This window comes from Streptomyces sp. NPDC085937 (assembly GCF_044540535.1).
In the GTDB taxonomy this organism is placed as follows: Bacteria; Actinomycetota; Actinomycetes; order Streptomycetales; family Streptomycetaceae; genus Streptomyces.
Genome location: NZ_JBITSH010000004.1, coordinates 442,172 through 458,017, shown reverse-complemented (window position 1 = coordinate 458,017; position 15,846 = coordinate 442,172). Strand labels below are relative to the sequence as shown.

General features: G+C 71.3%; 12 protein-coding genes and 1 pseudogene. 4 read left to right on the top strand and 9 right to left on the bottom strand.

Going from position 1 to position 15,846, the window contains the following annotated elements:
- Positions 1 to 100: 100 nt before the first annotated feature.
- The 3 genes from ACIF8S_RS12195 to gndA all read right to left on the bottom strand — a co-directional run bounded on the left by ACIF8S_RS12195 (position 101) and on the right by gndA (position 3,856).
- The gene (locus ACIF8S_RS12195) at positions 101 to 745 is read right to left on the bottom strand and encodes a nuclear transport factor 2 family protein (protein ID WP_399998920.1); all 645 of its coding nucleotides are present in this window, start codon (positions 743 to 745) and stop codon (positions 101 to 103) included.
- Positions 746 to 1,437: 692 nt separating this feature from the next.
- A complete protein-coding gene (locus ACIF8S_RS12190; RefSeq protein WP_349795026.1) occupies positions 1,438 to 2,202 on the bottom strand; it encodes an SDR family NAD(P)-dependent oxidoreductase in 765 nt (254 codons plus the stop codon).
- Positions 2,203 to 2,413: 211 nt separating this feature from the next.
- The gene (gene gndA / locus ACIF8S_RS12185) at positions 2,414 to 3,856 is read right to left on the bottom strand and encodes an NADP-dependent phosphogluconate dehydrogenase (RefSeq protein ID WP_399998919.1); all 1,443 of its coding nucleotides are present in this window, start codon (positions 3,854 to 3,856) and stop codon (positions 2,414 to 2,416) included.
- A 261-nt stretch (positions 3,857 to 4,117) separates the two neighbouring features.
- Here gndA and ACIF8S_RS12180 point away from each other — a divergent pair, with 261 nt between their 5' ends.
- On the top strand, positions 4,118 to 4,714 hold the full coding sequence (locus ACIF8S_RS12180) for a TetR/AcrR family transcriptional regulator (RefSeq protein WP_399998917.1): 597 nt from the start codon (positions 4,118 to 4,120) through the stop codon (positions 4,712 to 4,714).
- Between the two features lie 16 nt (positions 4,715 to 4,730).
- Here the strand turns inward: ACIF8S_RS12180 and ACIF8S_RS12175 are convergent.
- From ACIF8S_RS12175 to ACIF8S_RS12160, 4 genes and pseudogenes are all read right to left on the bottom strand, one after another.
- A pseudogene (locus ACIF8S_RS12175) lies at positions 4,731 to 5,113 on the bottom strand (transposase); the annotation flags it as partial.
- A 110-nt stretch (positions 5,114 to 5,223) separates the two neighbouring features.
- A complete protein-coding gene (locus ACIF8S_RS12170; protein ID WP_399998916.1) occupies positions 5,224 to 5,916 on the bottom strand; it encodes an alpha/beta hydrolase in 693 nt (230 codons plus the stop codon).
- A 259-nt stretch (positions 5,917 to 6,175) separates the two neighbouring features.
- A complete protein-coding gene (locus ACIF8S_RS12165; protein ID WP_399998915.1) occupies positions 6,176 to 6,430 on the bottom strand; it encodes a hypothetical protein in 255 nt (84 codons plus the stop codon).
- Positions 6,431 to 6,861: 431 nt separating this feature from the next.
- On the bottom strand, positions 6,862 to 7,515 hold the full coding sequence (locus ACIF8S_RS12160) for a TetR/AcrR family transcriptional regulator (protein ID WP_399998914.1): 654 nt from the start codon (positions 7,513 to 7,515) through the stop codon (positions 6,862 to 6,864).
- Between the two features lie 69 nt (positions 7,516 to 7,584).
- Here ACIF8S_RS12160 and ACIF8S_RS12155 point away from each other — a divergent pair, with 69 nt between their 5' ends.
- The 3 genes from ACIF8S_RS12155 (at position 7,585) to ACIF8S_RS12145 (ending at position 11,451) form a co-directional block, all read left to right on the top strand.
- Positions 7,585 to 8,484: an SDR family NAD(P)-dependent oxidoreductase gene (locus ACIF8S_RS12155; protein WP_399998912.1), complete on the top strand. Its 900-nt coding sequence runs from the start codon at positions 7,585 to 7,587 to the stop codon at positions 8,482 to 8,484.
- Between the two features lie 251 nt (positions 8,485 to 8,735).
- Entirely contained in the window at positions 8,736 to 10,754 is a 2,019-nt protein-coding gene (locus ACIF8S_RS12150; RefSeq protein ID WP_399998911.1) for a SpoIIE family protein phosphatase, read from the top strand.
- Between the two features lie 244 nt (positions 10,755 to 10,998).
- Positions 10,999 to 11,451 carry an iron chaperone gene (locus ACIF8S_RS12145; protein ID WP_399998910.1) on the top strand — a complete coding sequence of 151 codons (453 nt, stop codon included), beginning with the start codon at positions 10,999 to 11,001 and terminating at the stop codon, positions 11,449 to 11,451.
- 27 nt (positions 11,452 to 11,478) lie between these two features.
- Here the strand turns inward: ACIF8S_RS12145 and ACIF8S_RS12140 are convergent, their stop codons facing one another.
- Together ACIF8S_RS12140 and ACIF8S_RS12135 are read right to left on the bottom strand one after the other, a co-directional pair.
- The gene (locus ACIF8S_RS12140) at positions 11,479 to 12,861 is read right to left on the bottom strand and encodes an SWIM zinc finger family protein (protein ID WP_399998909.1); all 1,383 of its coding nucleotides are present in this window, start codon (positions 12,859 to 12,861) and stop codon (positions 11,479 to 11,481) included.
- The gene (locus ACIF8S_RS12135; RefSeq protein ID WP_399998908.1) at positions 12,858 to 15,800 is read right to left on the bottom strand and encodes an SNF2-related protein; all 2,943 of its coding nucleotides are present in this window, start codon (positions 15,798 to 15,800) and stop codon (positions 12,858 to 12,860) included. The genes ACIF8S_RS12140 and ACIF8S_RS12135 overlap by 4 nt, the downstream gene beginning before the upstream one ends.
- Positions 15,801 to 15,846 lie beyond the last annotated feature (46 nt).

The following is a 15,846-nucleotide window of genomic DNA, read 5'->3' as shown; positions in this document are numbered from 1 at the left end:
CGCCGTCCCGACGCGCACGCGGGTGCACGGCGGAACGCAGCGGTTCCGTGGCTGTGAAGCGCGGGCGTGTGAGCTCACTCGGGAGAGCGGCCCACTTGCCTCACTTGGTAGGGGCGGCCTGTGAAGGAGCGGCCTCGGCGGTCTTCGGAGGGTTCCAGTTCGGGATCGGATCCATCCGGAACCGGGTCAGCAGCACCGAGTCGATCAGCCACTTGCCGTCGACCTTCCGATAGGTCTCGCGGTACTGCCCGTAACCGTGATGCCCCTCGGGAGCGTCCTTGCCGGCCGGGAACGTGAGCACGTCCTGCATCGACCAGATACCTGACGCCTTGTTCGGACCGGTGATCGTGATCTCCGGCATCATGCCCGAGTGGGCGGAAGGGGCCTTGCCGGTCAGGTCGCGGATCGTGTAGGCGAAGTCCTGCGGGGACTTCCACGTGATCCCGTCGGTCACCAGCTTGGCGTGCGGGGTGAACAGTGCGGCCAGCTCGTCGTGCTTCTTCTCGTCCACGAACCGGAAGTAGCGGGCCTTGAGCTGGTGTATGTCCTCGATGTCCTCCAGACGCTGGACCTTCGCGGCCAGGGACCGCGAGGCCTCACTGGCCGACCGGTCGTGGGCGTTGGCCGACGGCGAGGCCAGAGCGACAGCGCTCAGACCCCCCACGACCAGCACTGCGGCTGCCAGCGCTGATGCGCCGACGCGAGAACGCCACGCGGGGGTGCGCTTGGCTTCCTGGATGTGCATGATGACCGTTCCTCTCATTTCCGCACGGGTGGCCGCGACTCCGGCAGGCAACTGCCGAAGGGAGGGGCACAGAACACATCCCGTACGGAAAGTGGTTCTTGCGGTTCCGGTCTTGCTTCCGTCTCGGTCAGCCACAAGAGGGAGGAGACACCGGAACCGGTTCCTCGCAGCTCCGGTAATGGACGCCGCGTGAACACTGGACAGTAAATAACAAGAGGAACGTTCGGTCAATAATTCCGGCCGAAGCTCTTCATGATCGTGACACAGGACACACGTTCGCATCCCTGGGTCGCTGCGGCCTCAAGGGAGACCCTCGGGGGTGCCTCTGCCGCCTCACCCTGCCTCCGCCATCGCGGAGCGCGTTGGCCGCTGCCACAGCCGTTCCCCCAGGCCTCCTCGGCCGACGTCGGCATGGGTGACGACCCCTGATCGGGGGAGTCGATCAGGGGCCGTCGCCTTCGGCAGTGCGCGTTTTCGCCGGGGCGGGAAAGGCCGGAGACACGCTCGCCGCCAGGACGAAGGGAGCATGCGGCGGAGCGAGCGGGACCGGGGAAGAGTTCGGAGCCCTCCCCCGCGTCAACCACCGCTACCCTGCTGGACCGCAGGTTCCGGCGGCCCCTGCGGGTCGCTCACGACCATCAGCATGTGATCGGGTCCGCGACCGCAGTTCGACAGGCCGGCCGGCGAGGTGATCAGTAGCCCGCGGTGAGCGCGCCGTCGATCGCCAGGGCGGCACCACTGATGAACCGGCTCTCGTCGCTCAGCAGGAAGGCGGTGAACGCGGCGATCTCACTCACCTCGGCCGAGCGACCCGTCGGCTGCTGGCTGAGGATGCTGTTCGCGGCTTCCGGATTGCTCGCCGTGAAGCCCTGCCAGAGCGGCGTGTTGACCAGACCCGTGAGGAGGGCGTTGACCCTCACGCCCTCCTTCGCCGCGTCCAGCGCCGTCGAACGGGTCAGACCGACGACACCATGCTTGGCGGCCGAGTAGGCGACGGCCGACGGGTCACCCGCCGCACCGACCACGGACGCGTTGTTGACGATGGAACCCCCGCCGCTGGCGATGATCGCCGGGATCTCGTGCTTGAGGCTGTAGAAGACGCTCGTCAGATTCAGAGCAATCACGGTCTCCCAGAAGGGGGCGTCCACCTCACGGATCGACCCCTGGCTGTTGCCGCCGCCGGCGTTGTTGAATGCGCCGTGCAGTGCCCCGAACTCGTTGACCGTGAAGTCCACCAGGTGCGCGACGTCCTCCTCGCGTGTGACGTCGGTCGGAACGAAGACGACCTTGCCGCCGTCGGCCGAGGCCTCCGCCGCGACCGCCTCGCCACGCGCCTTGTCCCGCGCCCCGATGACCACCGTCGCTCCCTCGCCGGCGAGTCGCTTCACCGTGGCCTCACCCATACCGGAGGTCCCCCCGGTAACGATGATGATCTTCGACTTCAGACGGTCGGACATGGGTGCTCCGTTCTTAGCCCCGGGGTGACACAGTCACGACTCCGGGATGTTCGAGATGGCGGGCGAACGCCCTGAGCAGGCGGAAGACTTCTCTTAAGCCTGCCTGTTCACCATACAGTATCAGGAACGAATGGTCGATAAAGATGCATCCGCGTTCGGCGCGTCACCCAGGGGGCTGCCCGGCGGCGCGCGGTGACGGCGGGCGGCGGTACTAACCACGAAACTCTTCGGAACGGTCCAGGTCCCACCGGGTGTGGAAGGTGCCGGGACGATCGTTGCGGCGGTAGGTGTGCGCGCCGAAGAAGTCCCGCTGCGCCTGAGTGAGCGCTGTCGGCAGGCCCGGGGCCCTCAGCGTGTCGTAATGGGCGAGTGCCGCGGCCATGGCAGGAACAGGCACACCGTCCCGAGTGGCATGCGACACCGCCAGGCGCCAGGACAGCTGGGCGGCGCCAATCTCACGGGCGAATGCCGGATGGGCGAGAAGGCCCGGGAGATCTGGGTGTGCCGTAAAGGAGTCGCGCACCTGGTCCAGGAAGGAGGCGCGGATGATGCAGCCGGCGCGCCACACCCCGGCCACGGCTGCCGGGTCCACGTTCCATCCGTAGGCCTGGCTCGCCGCCTGGATCTGATGGAATCCCTGGGCGTAGGCGACGAGCTTGGAAGCGTAGAGGGCCTGTTCGACCTGAGTGACCAGACGTTCCGCGTCGCGCTCGTGGAGGATCGTTCGCCCGGGCCCGGGCAGGGCGGTCGCCGCTTCGCGCAGTGCCGAGTGGGCCGACAGCGAGCGGGCAAAGACGGCCTCCGCGATACCGGAGACGGGAACGCCGAGGTCCAGAGCAGTTTGCACGGTCCAGCGTCCGGTGCCCTTCTGTTCTGCGGCGTCGGCGAGGACATCGACGAAGGGCAGGCCCGTGTGCGCGTCGCGGTGCGCCAGGATCTCGGCCGTGATCTCGATCAGGTAGGAGCTCAACCGGCCCTGATTCCACTGCCGGAAGATGTCAGCGATCCTCCGGGGCTCGTAACCTGTGGAGTTCCGGAGCACGTGGTAGGACTCCGCGATGAGCTGCATGTCCGCGTACTCGATCCCGTTGTGCACCATCTTGACGAAGTGGCCGGCGCCGTCCGGGCCGAGGTGGGCGACAGCGGGGGTGCCGTCCGGTGCGGTGGCGGCGATGTCGTTCAGCACGGGAGCAAGGAGACGGTAGGCATGAGGTGAGCCACCCGGCATGATGCTCGGGCCCTTCAACGCACCTTCCTCACCTCCGGATATCCCGGTGCCCAGGAAGTGGATGCCCGCCTCTCGCAGGGCGGCCTCACGGCGGCGCGTGTCGGCGAAATGGGCGTTGCCTCCGTCGACGACGACGTCTCCGGGGTCCAGCAGCCGTGAGTACTCGGTGATCACGTCATCGGTCGCCTGTCCGGCCTGGACCATGACGATGAGGCGCCTGGGCCTCTGCAACGCGGCCACCATCTCCTGAGCGCCGGCCGTGGGCACGAACGTACCTTCGTGCCCGAAGTCGCTGATGAAAGCGTCGGTGCGCTCCCGCGTCCGGTTGCCGACGGCCACGGTGTAGCCATGACGTGCCAGGTTGCGGGCTAGGTTGCGCCCCATCACGGCGAGGCCGACGACACCTATCTGAGCGCTGTCATTCATGATTTTTCCCTCATCGGTCGAAAAATGCGGGGCGGGAGGGCGGATGCGCCGCCTCGGTGTCCAAGCCACCGTCGGCAGAGGGCTGTCCGGTCTCCCGCGGCCGAGCGGCCGGCATCACGCAGGGGCGCTCGAGCAGCGGCCTGCGGCCCGGACGGGCTGTGGGATGCACCAGTGGACCATATATGGAATGTTCAGTCAATAAAATGTGTTTCCTGTTCGCAAATCTGTACCGTTCGTTCTTCTTGCCGTATGCTCGCGGGCATGGCACGCACCAGGGAGTTCGACACCGAGAAGGCCGTTGAGGCAGCGATGAACGCCTTCCGGCTCAACGGTTACGACGGCACGTCGATCCAGGACCTCGTCGACGCCACTGGCGTGGGCCGCGGTTCGCTGTACGCGGCGTTCGGGAGCAAGGAAGGCCTGTATCTGGCGGCCATGGACCGCTACCGGGCGTACTACGCGTTGCCGCTGGTCGAGCTGCTCCGAAACGGTGCTCCGGGGCGGGAGCTGCTGCGGGAGGTCCTGGTGGCCGCCGTGGACGAGATCGTCTGTGACGGCAGCCGCCGGGCCTGCCTCATGGTCGGAGCCGCGGTCGGCCGGATAGCCGACGACCCCCAGGTGTACGCCCATGTGCGGTCGACGTCGGCGATGCTCGAGGACGCGCTGGCTCAGGTTGTGGCGGAAGCGCAGGCCGACGGTCAGTTCTCCGAGGAGAGGGACGCCCGCGACATAGCCCGCTACCTCGTCACCACGATGCACGGGTTGCGCGTCATGGGAGCGATCAACCCCGATCGTGGGTCACTCACCGAGGTCGCCGAGCTGGCGCTCGACACCCTCGGCCCTTCACCGGTTTCATAACCGGCAGCCACGCCCTCTCGCGGTCGAAGGCCGGTGGCCTGCCGCCCCGGCTGCCTTGACGGAGCCGGTGCCTGCGCTGGTCTGCGGGGACGGGGATCACGGCCCGAATGCCGCGCTTGCGCAGGTGCTCGCGGATCGCGCGGGAGGAGTACGCCTTGTCGGCCAGCACCACATCCGGCCTGTGCGAGACCGTCCTCGCCGACGGGGAACGCGTAGGCGGGACATGACCTCGGTGAAAGCAGGTGCATCACCGGCTTGTCCGGCGGTGGCTGCGAACACGAGGGGCCGGCAGCGGACGTCGGCCGCGAGGTGGATCTTTGTGGTCAGTCCGCCGCGGGAGCGGCCGATGGCGTAATCGCCGGGTTCACCGGCCGGGGCCCCTTTTCTACGGGCCATCGCGCCGGCGGCCACCCCGCTTCGGTGTCCGTCCGGACGTAACGGCTCGATCCGCGCCCACTGCGCGTCAGTCAACGGCACGCCCAGACCAACGACCGACTGATCCGAACTGCCTAGCTGTCGGCGTCCGTGGTGATCAGCTCGGCCAGACGGGTCGCCATGGACAGGAAGGGAGAGTGACCTGACGGCAGTCGATACAGGCGGTCGGCGCGGTTCCCCATCGACTCCTGGTAGGCCGGGGGGAGCATCTCGTCGTGCTCGCAGACGATGTATCTGGAGGACACCGTCTTCCATGCCGCCGCGGTGAGCGGTTCACTGAAAGACCGTATGCTCTGGGGAACCAGCCGCTGCACAGCCCGATCGGCCTCGTCCGAGGCGATGTCGTTGAACAGCGTCTTCGCCGGATTGTCGGGGACCGGCAGAGTTCCCTTGTCGCCGCTCGGCAACTGTCCTCCGCTCTCACTGACCAACGAGTCCCCCTCGTCCAGCTGAAAACCGGCGAGATAGAGGATCCGCGACACGTTGGGAGCCGAAGCGGCGGCCTCGGTGACCGGCACGCCCCCGTACGAATGCGCAAGGACGGTCACCGGCCCGTCGACTTCTCCCAGTCGGGCACGGACGACACGTGCGTCGTCGTACATCCCCGCCGTCTCGTTGCTGCCGGCCGACGCGCTGGGCAGGTCGACCGTGAGGGTGTGCCACCCCTTTGCGGCGAGCGCCGGAACAAGCCTGTCCCAGCACCAGGCGCCGTGCCAGGCACCGTGGACAAGCAGAATGGTGGGTTTGCCATGTACTGCGGTGGTCATGAATGGGCCTTCGAACAGGAACAGCCGGGGTCTCACCCGGCAAGGACTCTGAGCCGTACGCGGACTACGGGCCTTCGCAGCGGGTGATGCCACAGGGGGCGTGACCACGATCGGCTCCCCGCCGAGCCTAGAAAGGCCACACTCGGCGGGCCATGCTTCATCGTCCACGGCTCTTGTCCGACCGTCCGAAGGGCCGGGCGCGGGAGCGCGGCACCGGGCACGCCATGGTGGCGCACCGCGCGCCGCGCACCGCGAGCCGTCAACCGGAGAGGAGGAGGGTGCGGGCGGACTGGTAGGGGCAGCCGGCTTGGGCGAAGGTCTGGGCGGTGGCTGCCAGGCGGTCCGGGTCGCCATCCAGGAGGGCCTGGGATCGGTCGAGTTGGGCGGTCGCCATGGGGTTGCCGGTGACGACGGCGCGGGCGGTGGTGATGCGGGTGCGTGCCTCAGGGTGACCGGTGAGGGCGGCGGTTTCGGCGCGCAGGGCGAGGTACCAGTGGAGCCAGATCCAGCACACCCATTTCCACACCTCGTGCGGTTCGGAATTCGCCGGTCATGTCTTCGGCGGTGGCGAGGGCCAGGCGGGTCTTGCCGGCTCCGCCGGGGCCGAGGGCGGTGACGTGGCGGTGTGTACGCAGGGTTTCGGTGAGTTCGGTGCGTTCGCCTCCGCGGCCGACGAAGGCGGTCAGCGGGACGGGCAGGGTGGCCGCTGCCGGTGGGATGAAGAGGCGTGCGGCGATCTCCGCGTTGCTCAGGTGCTCCCCGAGCAGGGTGAGTACGTCTGATTCCCGGGTTGTGATCTTCGCCGTTGTCACTCGGCAATTATGGGCGGGGGCTGGGGTGTTGGGCGGGGGCGGGGGTGTTGGGCGGGGATGGCCGGTGGGCGGGGCGGTCCGGGCGGGAACCCGAGTGGTTCACGAGCGCGTCTTGAGCGGGTTTTCAGCGGGGTCAGGCTTTCGTTCCGGTGAGGAACGCGGTGAGTATGCGGCGCAGGCGGGGTTCCACCTCGACGACGGCGTGTCCGAGCCGGGGGTCGGTGGTGTAGAGCTCGCGCAGCCGGGGGCCGGGGCTGGCCATCTGCCACAGGGCGCCGGCCATGCCGGTGGCGGTGGAGACCAGGTCGAGGACCTGCTGTTCGTCGAGCCCCAGCAAGCGGTTCAACTCGGTGCCGATGAGGGCGACTTCATGGAGGGTGACGAGCTTGAAGTCGCGTACGGCATCGAGTGAGACGTTGCGTTCGAGGTTGAGCGGGGCCTGGGCGAGGAGGTCGCAGAAGACCGGGCGTGCGGCAAGGGTGGCGGCGAAGGCGTCCGCGACGGCGGCAGGGTCGGCCTTCCGAGTGATGTGCAGATGTGCGCGGAGGGTGGCGGACCATTCGCGCCAGCCTTGCGCGGTGAGCTCGAGGAAGATCTGTTCCCTGGTCTCGAAGTAGCGCAGCAGGGCCGATTTGTGCATGCCCACTTCGGTGGCGATGTCGGTCAGGGTGACGTCGCGGATGCCGCGTGCGCGGCCGAGGGAGCGGGCCGCCTCCAGGATCGCTGTCTCGCGTGCCTGTTTGGCTTCCGGGCTGCGGGCCCGCTGGAAGGAGGCTGGCTGCGTCATAGGGCCATCATAGGAACACTTAGCGCAACGTTGTTGCATTATTTGGAGAACAGTGTTTCGCTAAGTGGTATGAGTGAAAGTGCAGACAACACGCGCGACGCGCAGCAGCGGGTCTGGTTCGTCACCGGCTCTTCCCGCGGGCTCGGGCGCGCCCTGATCACCGCTGTCCTCGAAGCGGGTGACCTCGTCGTCGCCACCGCCCGCCGCCCCGAGGCGCTCGCCGCGGAGCTGGAGGAGTACGGCGAGCGGGTCCTCGCCCTGCCGCTGGACGTCACCAGCGCGGACGCGGCCCGCGCGGCCGTCGACGCCGCGGTCGACCGCTTCGGACGCCTCGACGTCGTGGTGAACAACGCCGGCTACGCGAACGTGTCACCGGCCGAGACCGCCGACGACGCGGACTTCCGCGCCCAGTTCGAGACGAACTTCTGGGGCGTGTACCACGTGACCAGGGCGGCGCTGCCGGTGCTGCGCCGTCAGGGGTCGGGGACCGTGGTGCAGGTGTCCTCCGTGGGCGGGCGGGTCGGCGGATCGCCGGGAATCGCCTCGTACCAGGCGGCCAAGTTCGCCGTCGACGGGTTCACCCGGTCGGTGGCGGCGGAGACCGCGCCGTTCGGAGTGCGGTTCATGGTCGTCGAACCGAGCGGTTTCGCCACCGACTGGGCCGGCTCCTCCATGACCGTCCACCCGGTCCCCGACGCCTACGACGCCACCGTGGGCGCCATGAACCGCCGGGTACGCCAGGGCGCGGCCGGCAGCGCGGGCGACCCGGAGCGTGCCGCGGAGATCATCGTGCGGACCGTACGCCGCGGCGAGGTTCCCAGTCACCTGCTGCTCGGGGTGAACGCGGTGAGCCTGGCGCTCGACTACTCCCGCCGTCAGCTGGACGAGGCGGGCGCGTGGGAGGCGGTGAGCCGTTCGGCGGACTTCGCCGAGCCCTACCCGGTCGAACTGCCGCCACTGACCAGCTGACGGCGAGATGACCCCTCCGTGAGGCGCGCAGGGCGGCGGGGCGGTACGGACGTGGTCGGAGCCGCCTGAGCGGACCGGACCTGGTCTTCGCCCCGCCGCCGGAGGCGAACGGGACCACGCCGGCGCCCAGGGCGCGGCGGCCTCGCCGACCGGTGCCTCGCGTCGGGCCTCGGACACGGGGTACTGGGGAGGCGCTGCCCTTCACGTTCGCTTCGGAGTACGGGCAGGTGGAGGCCCATATGAGGCTGGACATGTTCGATCCCGCTCCGATCGGTGTGGTGTTCACGCGAGGGGCGGAGCACCGGCTCGCCTACACCAACGCCGTCTACCGGAAAACCTTCGGTGACCGTCCGCTGGGCCGGCCTCTGCGGCTTGCCTTCCCCGACCTGGAGCAGTCGGGCTACTTCGCCATTTTCGACCGGGTCCTGGCCACCGGCCAGGCCGAGGTGCTGACGGCCGTGCCCATCGACCTCGACTTCCCGGACTCCACGCAGGAGGGCACCCGCTACTTCACGTTCAGCGTCTCTCGCGCGACCGTGAGCGACGGGAGTCGCGGGGTGCTGGCGGTCGTCATGGAAACCACGGAACAGGTGACCGCCGCACGACGGATCCGTGTCCTGTACGAAGAGCGACGCCGCGCGCTGATGCGGTACCGCAGCCTGGTGAGGGCCGGGTCGGAGATGGTGTGGGTGACGGGCCCGCAAGGCGGTGTCACCGAGCCGAGCCCCGGCTGGGAGCGGGTGACCGGGCAGAGCTGGGAGGAGTTCAAGGGCGACGGATGGATCGCCGCGGTCCACCCCGACGACCGGGCCGCCGTCATCGAGCGGTGGGGCCGGGCTCTGCGCGAGATGCAGCCGCACTTCACCCACACCTACCGGCTGCGGTTGGCCACGGGCGGCTACCGGCACTACGCCGTCGACGCCGCACCGGTCCGCGACGGCGACACGGTGATCGAGTGGATCGGTACCTGCCGGGACGTCGAGCAGGAGTGGCAGGACGCCCGCCGCGAGGAACTGCTGGCACGGGCGACCGCGGTGACGGCCGACACCGCCCGGCCGGACGAGATGCTCGCGGCCCTCACCGCGGTGATCGTGCCCGATATCGCCGACAGCTGCACCTCGTACCTCCTTCCACAGGCCCTGCACCGCAGGCCGGGGACCACGCTGACCGCCGAACGCGTCGCCGCTGTGACCCGTGAGAGGCGGCCCGGCCCGCCCGCGTTCCACACCGAGCGCCTGGGGCCGGGCAGTGCCCTGGCCCGCGCCGCCGACCTGCGCCGGCCGATCCACGCCGTCTTCCCGCCCGGTTCACCGCCGCCGGATCTCGTCCCACCCGACGCCGCGCCCTGGCTGGCACCCGACGCCAACAGTGTCGTCCTGCTCCCGGTCGTCGTCGGCGGAACCACCGCCGCTCTGGTCGTCGCCTCCGTAGACGGCGACCGCCCGTCCCTCGGGCAGCCGGAGATCAGCCTGCTGCAGGCGCTCCTGGAACGGGCCCACACCCCCTTGGGCCATGCCCTGGAGTACCAGCGCACCCGGCAGGTGGCGTACGCCCTCCAGCACAGCCTCCTCACCGAACCGCCGGACGTCCCAGGCCTCGGCATCGCCGTCCGCTACCGGCCCAGTGCCTCGGCCGCCGAGGTGGGCGGCGACTGGTACGACTCCTTCGTGCTGCGCGACGGCGCCACCGTCCTCACCGTCGGCGATGTCGCCGGCCACGACCTGCCCGCCGCGGTCACGATGAGCCAGCTGCGCAACATGCTGCGCGGGCTGACCCTTGACCGTGAGGAGCCCACCGGCGAGATCCTGCGACGTCTGGACACCTCCTTGCAGACTCTGTACCTGGAGTGCACCGCCACGTGCGTCCTGGCCCGCGTCGAACACCGGGCGCCCGGTCGCTTCGAGCTGCACTACTCGGTGGCGGGGCACCCCCCGCCACTGCTCGTCGAGGCGGACGGCACCGCGCGTTTCCTGCACGAGGGCCGCTCGCCGATGCTCGGCCTCCTCCCCGACCCCCGCTACAGCACCGCCGTGCAGCCCCTGCTCCCCGGTTCCACCCTGCTGCTGTACACCGACGGCCTGGTGGAGCGCCGGGGCGAAGACCTCACCGACGGGCTGGACCGGCTGCGCCGCCACGCCTCAGCCGCCGCCCGACGCCCGCTGGAATCCTTCTGTGACGACCTGCTCGGCGGTCTGCTGACCGCGGACAACGACGACGACACGGCGCTGGTGGCGCTGCGGCCGTCCGACTCGCACCCGTCCGGCGCGTAGTGCACGCCGCGCATGCCTCGACGGCGGCGTACGGAGCCGACCGTTCCCGGGACCACCCACGCTCCTGAGCTGGAGGCAACGCCCCCCGGCTCCCACTCCGCCGCAGCGCGGGCCCGAAGCTGCGCGCGCCCGTACGGAGGTGTTTCCGTAGTGGGTTCCGTGGTCGGCACGGAGGCCGTCGGGGGTGGTGCGGGGCAGGCTTGGGCCGACAACAAGCCACGCACACACCGCACCGGGAGCGATCATGGCCGGCACGAAGAGCAGCACCTACGAGGGGTTCACCGCCGAGGAGCGGGCGGCGATGAAGGAGCACGCCCAGGAGCGGAAGGCGGCGGCGCGGCGCGGTGCGCGGGCGGACAAGGCGGCGCTGGCGGAGCAGGACGTGCTCGCCAAGATCGACGAGATGCAGGGGCAGGACAAGGTGACGGCCCGGCGGGTGCACGAGGTGGTCACCGCGGCCGCGCCGCAGCTGGCGCCGAAGCTGTGGTACGGCATGCCCGCCTACGCCCTCGACGGCAAGGTGCTGTGCTTCTTCCAGAGCGCGGCGAAGTTCAAGGCCCGGTACGCGGCCCTGGGGTTCAGCGACCACGCGAAGCTGGACGACGGGGCCATGTGGGCGGCCGGATTCGCCCTCACGGCAGTGACGCCCGAGGTGGAGGAGCGGATCGCCGAGCTCGTGAAGCGGGCGGTCGGCTGACCCTCCCCCGGCCGCGCCACACCGCGGTCAGCCGCTTCCCGAGCCGTCGCCAGGAGCTTCTTCGTCCACCGGGGCCAGTAGGTCGCCAGGAGCCTCTTGGTCCACCGGGGCCAGTAGGTCGGACAGGGCCTCGGCCGGGTCGCCGTGCGAGGGGCCCACGGGCCACCACACCGCGTCGCGCCGGCGGTAGGGGTACCAGCGGCCGTCGTGGCCCAGGCGCAGCTGCAGTCCGCGGCCGGTCACGGTCCAGTGGTTGCCGTCGATGTCGATGCGGGGCAGCTCGTCCGCCCAGCCGACGGCCAGCGCGGTGCGGGCCCGCGCGGTCTGCTGCCCGGTGGGGATCCAGGACCGCTCCAGTACCTCCAGGGCTGTCCGGCCGCCGGTGTGCCACGCGGCCACGGCGCGGTCCAGTTCGTCGGCGGGGCGGCCGCAGCCCGCGCGCAGGCGCTCCACGGCTCGTGGGTCGGGGTGGGTGGCCGCCAGGCGCACCGTGTCCTGCCATTCGTCGAGCGGTTCCGGCGGTGCGGCGTCGAACCCGTGCAGGTGCGCGAGGAGCTCACGGGCGCGCACGGCCGCGTCCGCGGCCAGCCGGTCCAGCGGGTCGGCCTCGATGCCGGTCAGCGGCTCCTCGGGCACTGTGGGCGGCTCCGGCAGCGGTGGCAGGGCGGGCAGTGCGGTGGCGGGGCGGGCGTAGGCCGCGCGCTGGGCGGCGTACGCGTCGGGGTCCGGCGTGCCGGCCGGCGCGGACGGCTCGCTGCCGAGCACGTCGTATGCGTCGTCTAGGTCGTCCGGGTCGTCCGGGTCGTCTGCGTCGTCGCCGGCCAACGCTCTGAGCAGCAGCGCCGACTTGAGGTCCTCCACCGCCTGCTGCGTGCTGCGGCCCCGAATCAACGGCAGCAGCCAGGGGTCGTCGTCGAGGAGCCAGGACAGCTGGTAGGCCAGTGCGATGGCGTGCGGGCAGGGGTGGCCGAGGGTGTCGCAGTCGCAGTCGGCGTCCAGGTCGCCGTAGCCGGGCAGCATGCGCACCCGGGCGTCCTCGACAGCCTCCAGCAGGTCCTCGGGCAGCTCGCCCGCGAGCAGCGCCTCGGTCTCGGCCGGCCGGTCGGCGGCCTTCTCCCACAGGGCGTCCCAGGCGTCGTCGTCCAGGACGGTCAGTGTCAGCCGTGTGGTGCAGGTCCGCTCGCCCTCCTCCGTCCGGGCGTCGACGCGGCCGGGGCTGACGGTGAGCGGGCCGGTGCGGCCGCTGCGGGCGAGGGAGCGGCCCTGTTTGAGGGGCTGCTGCTCGGGCCAGACGTCCTCGACGGCCGCCGTCCACTGCCGGGCCCAGAAGGACTGGCCGCCGGCGCGCCCGCCGCGGCGTGCCGGGAAGGCGGGAAAGCCGCGGGCGGCGGCGTGGTGTGCCTGGCTCATGTCGTACTCCTCAGTTCCACCAGGTTGGCCAGCTCCTCGTTGGTCAGCTCGGTCAGGGCCTGTTCGCCGGTGCCGAGGACGGCGTCGGCGAGTTCCTTCTTCGCCTCCAGCAGGGCGGCGATGCGGTCCTCGACGGTGCCCTCGGCGATCAGCCGGTGCACCTGCACCGGCCTGGTCTGGCCGATGCGGTGGGCGCGGTCGGTGGCCTGCGCCTCCACCGCCGGGTTCCACCAGCGGTCGTAGTGCACGACGTGGTCGGCGCGGGTGAGGTTCAGCCCGGTGCCGGCCGCCTTCAACGACAGCAGGAAGACGGGGAACTCCCCGTCCTGGAACCGGCGCACCAGTTCCTCCCGCTTGGCGACCGGGGTGCCGCCGTGCAGCAGTGCGGCCGGCATGCCGCGCTCGCGCAGGTGCCGTTCGAGGAGGCGGGCCATGGTCACGTACTGGGTGAACACCAGTGCCGCGCCGCCGCCGGCGGTGATGGCGGCAAGGAGTTCGTCGAGCAGTTCCAGTTTTCCCGAACGGCCCGCCAGTGCCGCCTCGTTGCCTTCCTTGAGGAACTGCGCGGGGTGGTTGCAGATCTGCTTCAGGCCGGTGAGGAGTTTCAGCACCAGGCCGCTGCGGGCGATGCCGCTGCCGGCTGCCGCCTTGATCTCGGCCATCACCGACTCCACCTGCCCTCGGTAGAGGGCCTCCTGTTCGGCGGTGAGGCCGACCGGCTGGTCCGTCTCGGTCTTGGGCGGCAGCTCGGGGGCGATGCCCGGGTCGGTCTTGCGGCGGCGCAGCAGGAACGGCCGCACCAGCTCCGACAGCAGCCGGGCGGTCGGCTGCTGCTCCCCCGCCGCCTCGGCTGTGGTGGTGCGAGTGCCTTCGCTGTCGATGGGGGCGATCCAGCGGGTGCGGAAGTGGTGGTGGGTGCCGAGCAGTCCGGGCGTGGTCCAGTCCAGCAGGGCCCACAGTTCGGAGAGGTTGTTCTCCACCGGGGTGCCGGTGAGCGCGATGCGGGCGCGGGCGCCGATCAGGCGCAGCGCGGCGGCGGTGGAGGAACGCGCGTTCTTCACGTGCTGGGCCTCGTCCGCGACGACGAGGCCCCAGGGCTGGGCGGCGAGCCGGGGGGCGTCCAGGCGCATGGTGCCGTAGGTGGTGAGGACGAAACCGTCGTCGGCGCCGGTGAGGGTGCGGGCGGGGCCGTGGAAACGGCGCACGGGGGTGCCGGGCGCGAACCGTTCCACCTCGCGTTCCCAGTTGCCCAGCAGGGAGGCCGGGCACACCACCAGGGTGGGGCCGCGCTCCGCGGGGCGTTCCTGGCGCAGCAGGTGCAGGGCGATCAGCTGGACCGTCTTGCCGAGGCCCATGTCGTCGGCGAGGCAGCCGCCCAGGCCGAGGGAGGTCATGCGGTCCATCCAGTGCACGCCGCGCAGCTGGTAGTCGCGGAGGGTGGCGGCCAGCCGTGCGGGCTGTCCGGCCGGGCCGGGGTGAGGGGCGGTGAGGGCGTGCCGCAGGGCGTCGAGCCACGGGGTGGGGGCGACGCGGACCCGTTCGGCGCCGATGTCGGTGCAGCCGGTGAGGGCGACGGCGAGCGCCTCGATCGCGGTGAGCGGCGGCAGCCGGCGTCGGCGGGCCTTGCGGGCGATGCCGGCGCCGACCAGGATCCAGCGGCCCCGCAGCCGCACCACGGCCCCGGCGTCGGCGACGGCGGCGGCCTCGCGTTCGGTGAGCGGTTCGCCGTCGAGTTCCAGGCGCCAGCGCAGGTCTACGGTGCCGTCCCCGGTGAAGAACGACCGCAGATCCGTGGGCGGTTCGCGGTCGGCGCCGGCCACCGCGCGGGCCGTGAGCGCCCCCGCGTGGGTCTCGGGCCAGGTGACGTCGATGCCGTGCCCGGCCAGCCGGCCCGCGGCGCCGTCCAGCAGTTCGCGCAGTTCCCCGTCCGTGAGGTCCAAGGCGCGCGGGACGGGCAGCAGCCGTTCCAGGGCCGGCCACACACCGGCCGCGCGGCGCACGGCGGACACCATGTCGGCCTGGGCGCGGGGGCCGAGGGCGTGGTCGGCGCGGGCGAACAGTTCGTCGGCGTCCGCGGCGAGGGTGGGATCGGCCAGGCTGTGGGCGCGGGGCACCAGACGCGGCCGCGGCCACCCGTCCCGTTCCCTGGAGCCGGGGCCGGCGTGGGAGTCGGGACCGGGGTCATGGTGGGAGTCGGGACCGGGGCCGGGGTGGCGGGTGCCGGGCGGGCCGGTGGTGAGCTCGACGCGCAGGGACATGCGCAGGCCGGAGTCCAGGCCGGCGGAGATTTCCTCGGCCCAGGCACGCAGGTGCGGCACATGCTGCGGCTCCGGTGCGGCGAACGCCTCCCGTCCGGTGGCGAGGCGGGCGGCGGGGGTGCGCGGCAGGGTGTCGGCGACCGCGTCGAGGAAGGCCCGTACCAGTACGGCGGGGTCCGTGCCGGGCACGGCGACCGCCTCGCCGGGCGCGGCCTGCTGCAGGGCGCGCAGGCGGGCGATGTCGGCGGCGTCGAACGGTCCGGCCCGCCAGGTGTCGTAGCCGGACGGGGAGACGCCGGGCAGCAGCCGCTCCCGGGCGGTCAGGTGCAGGGCGAGGGCGAGGACGGCTCCCCAGTAGGCGGCGGCCGGATGCGACAGGCCGCCGTCAACGCCGGTGGAGGTGGCGGGGGGTGGGGAGGTGGCGGTGCGGTGGGCGAGGAGGAGGACGGGCAGGGCGCGGGCCGGTGTCAGGCGCAGTACGGGCAGGGTCCGCACCGTGAGACCGTCGCCGTGCGGGACGACCAGGTCGGCCACGCCCGGCTCGCCGCCGGGCACGTGCGGCGGCGCGTCACCGGCCGGGTCGAAGAAGGTGATCCGGCCGGTGCGGGCCGGGTCTCCTGGTTCGAACACGGCCGCGTACCGCGCCAGCGGCGCCGCCTGCTGCGGTGTCATCCACTCCATGCGCCCCAACACCCTCCCCCGCACGTCACGGCCCGCCCCAGCGGCC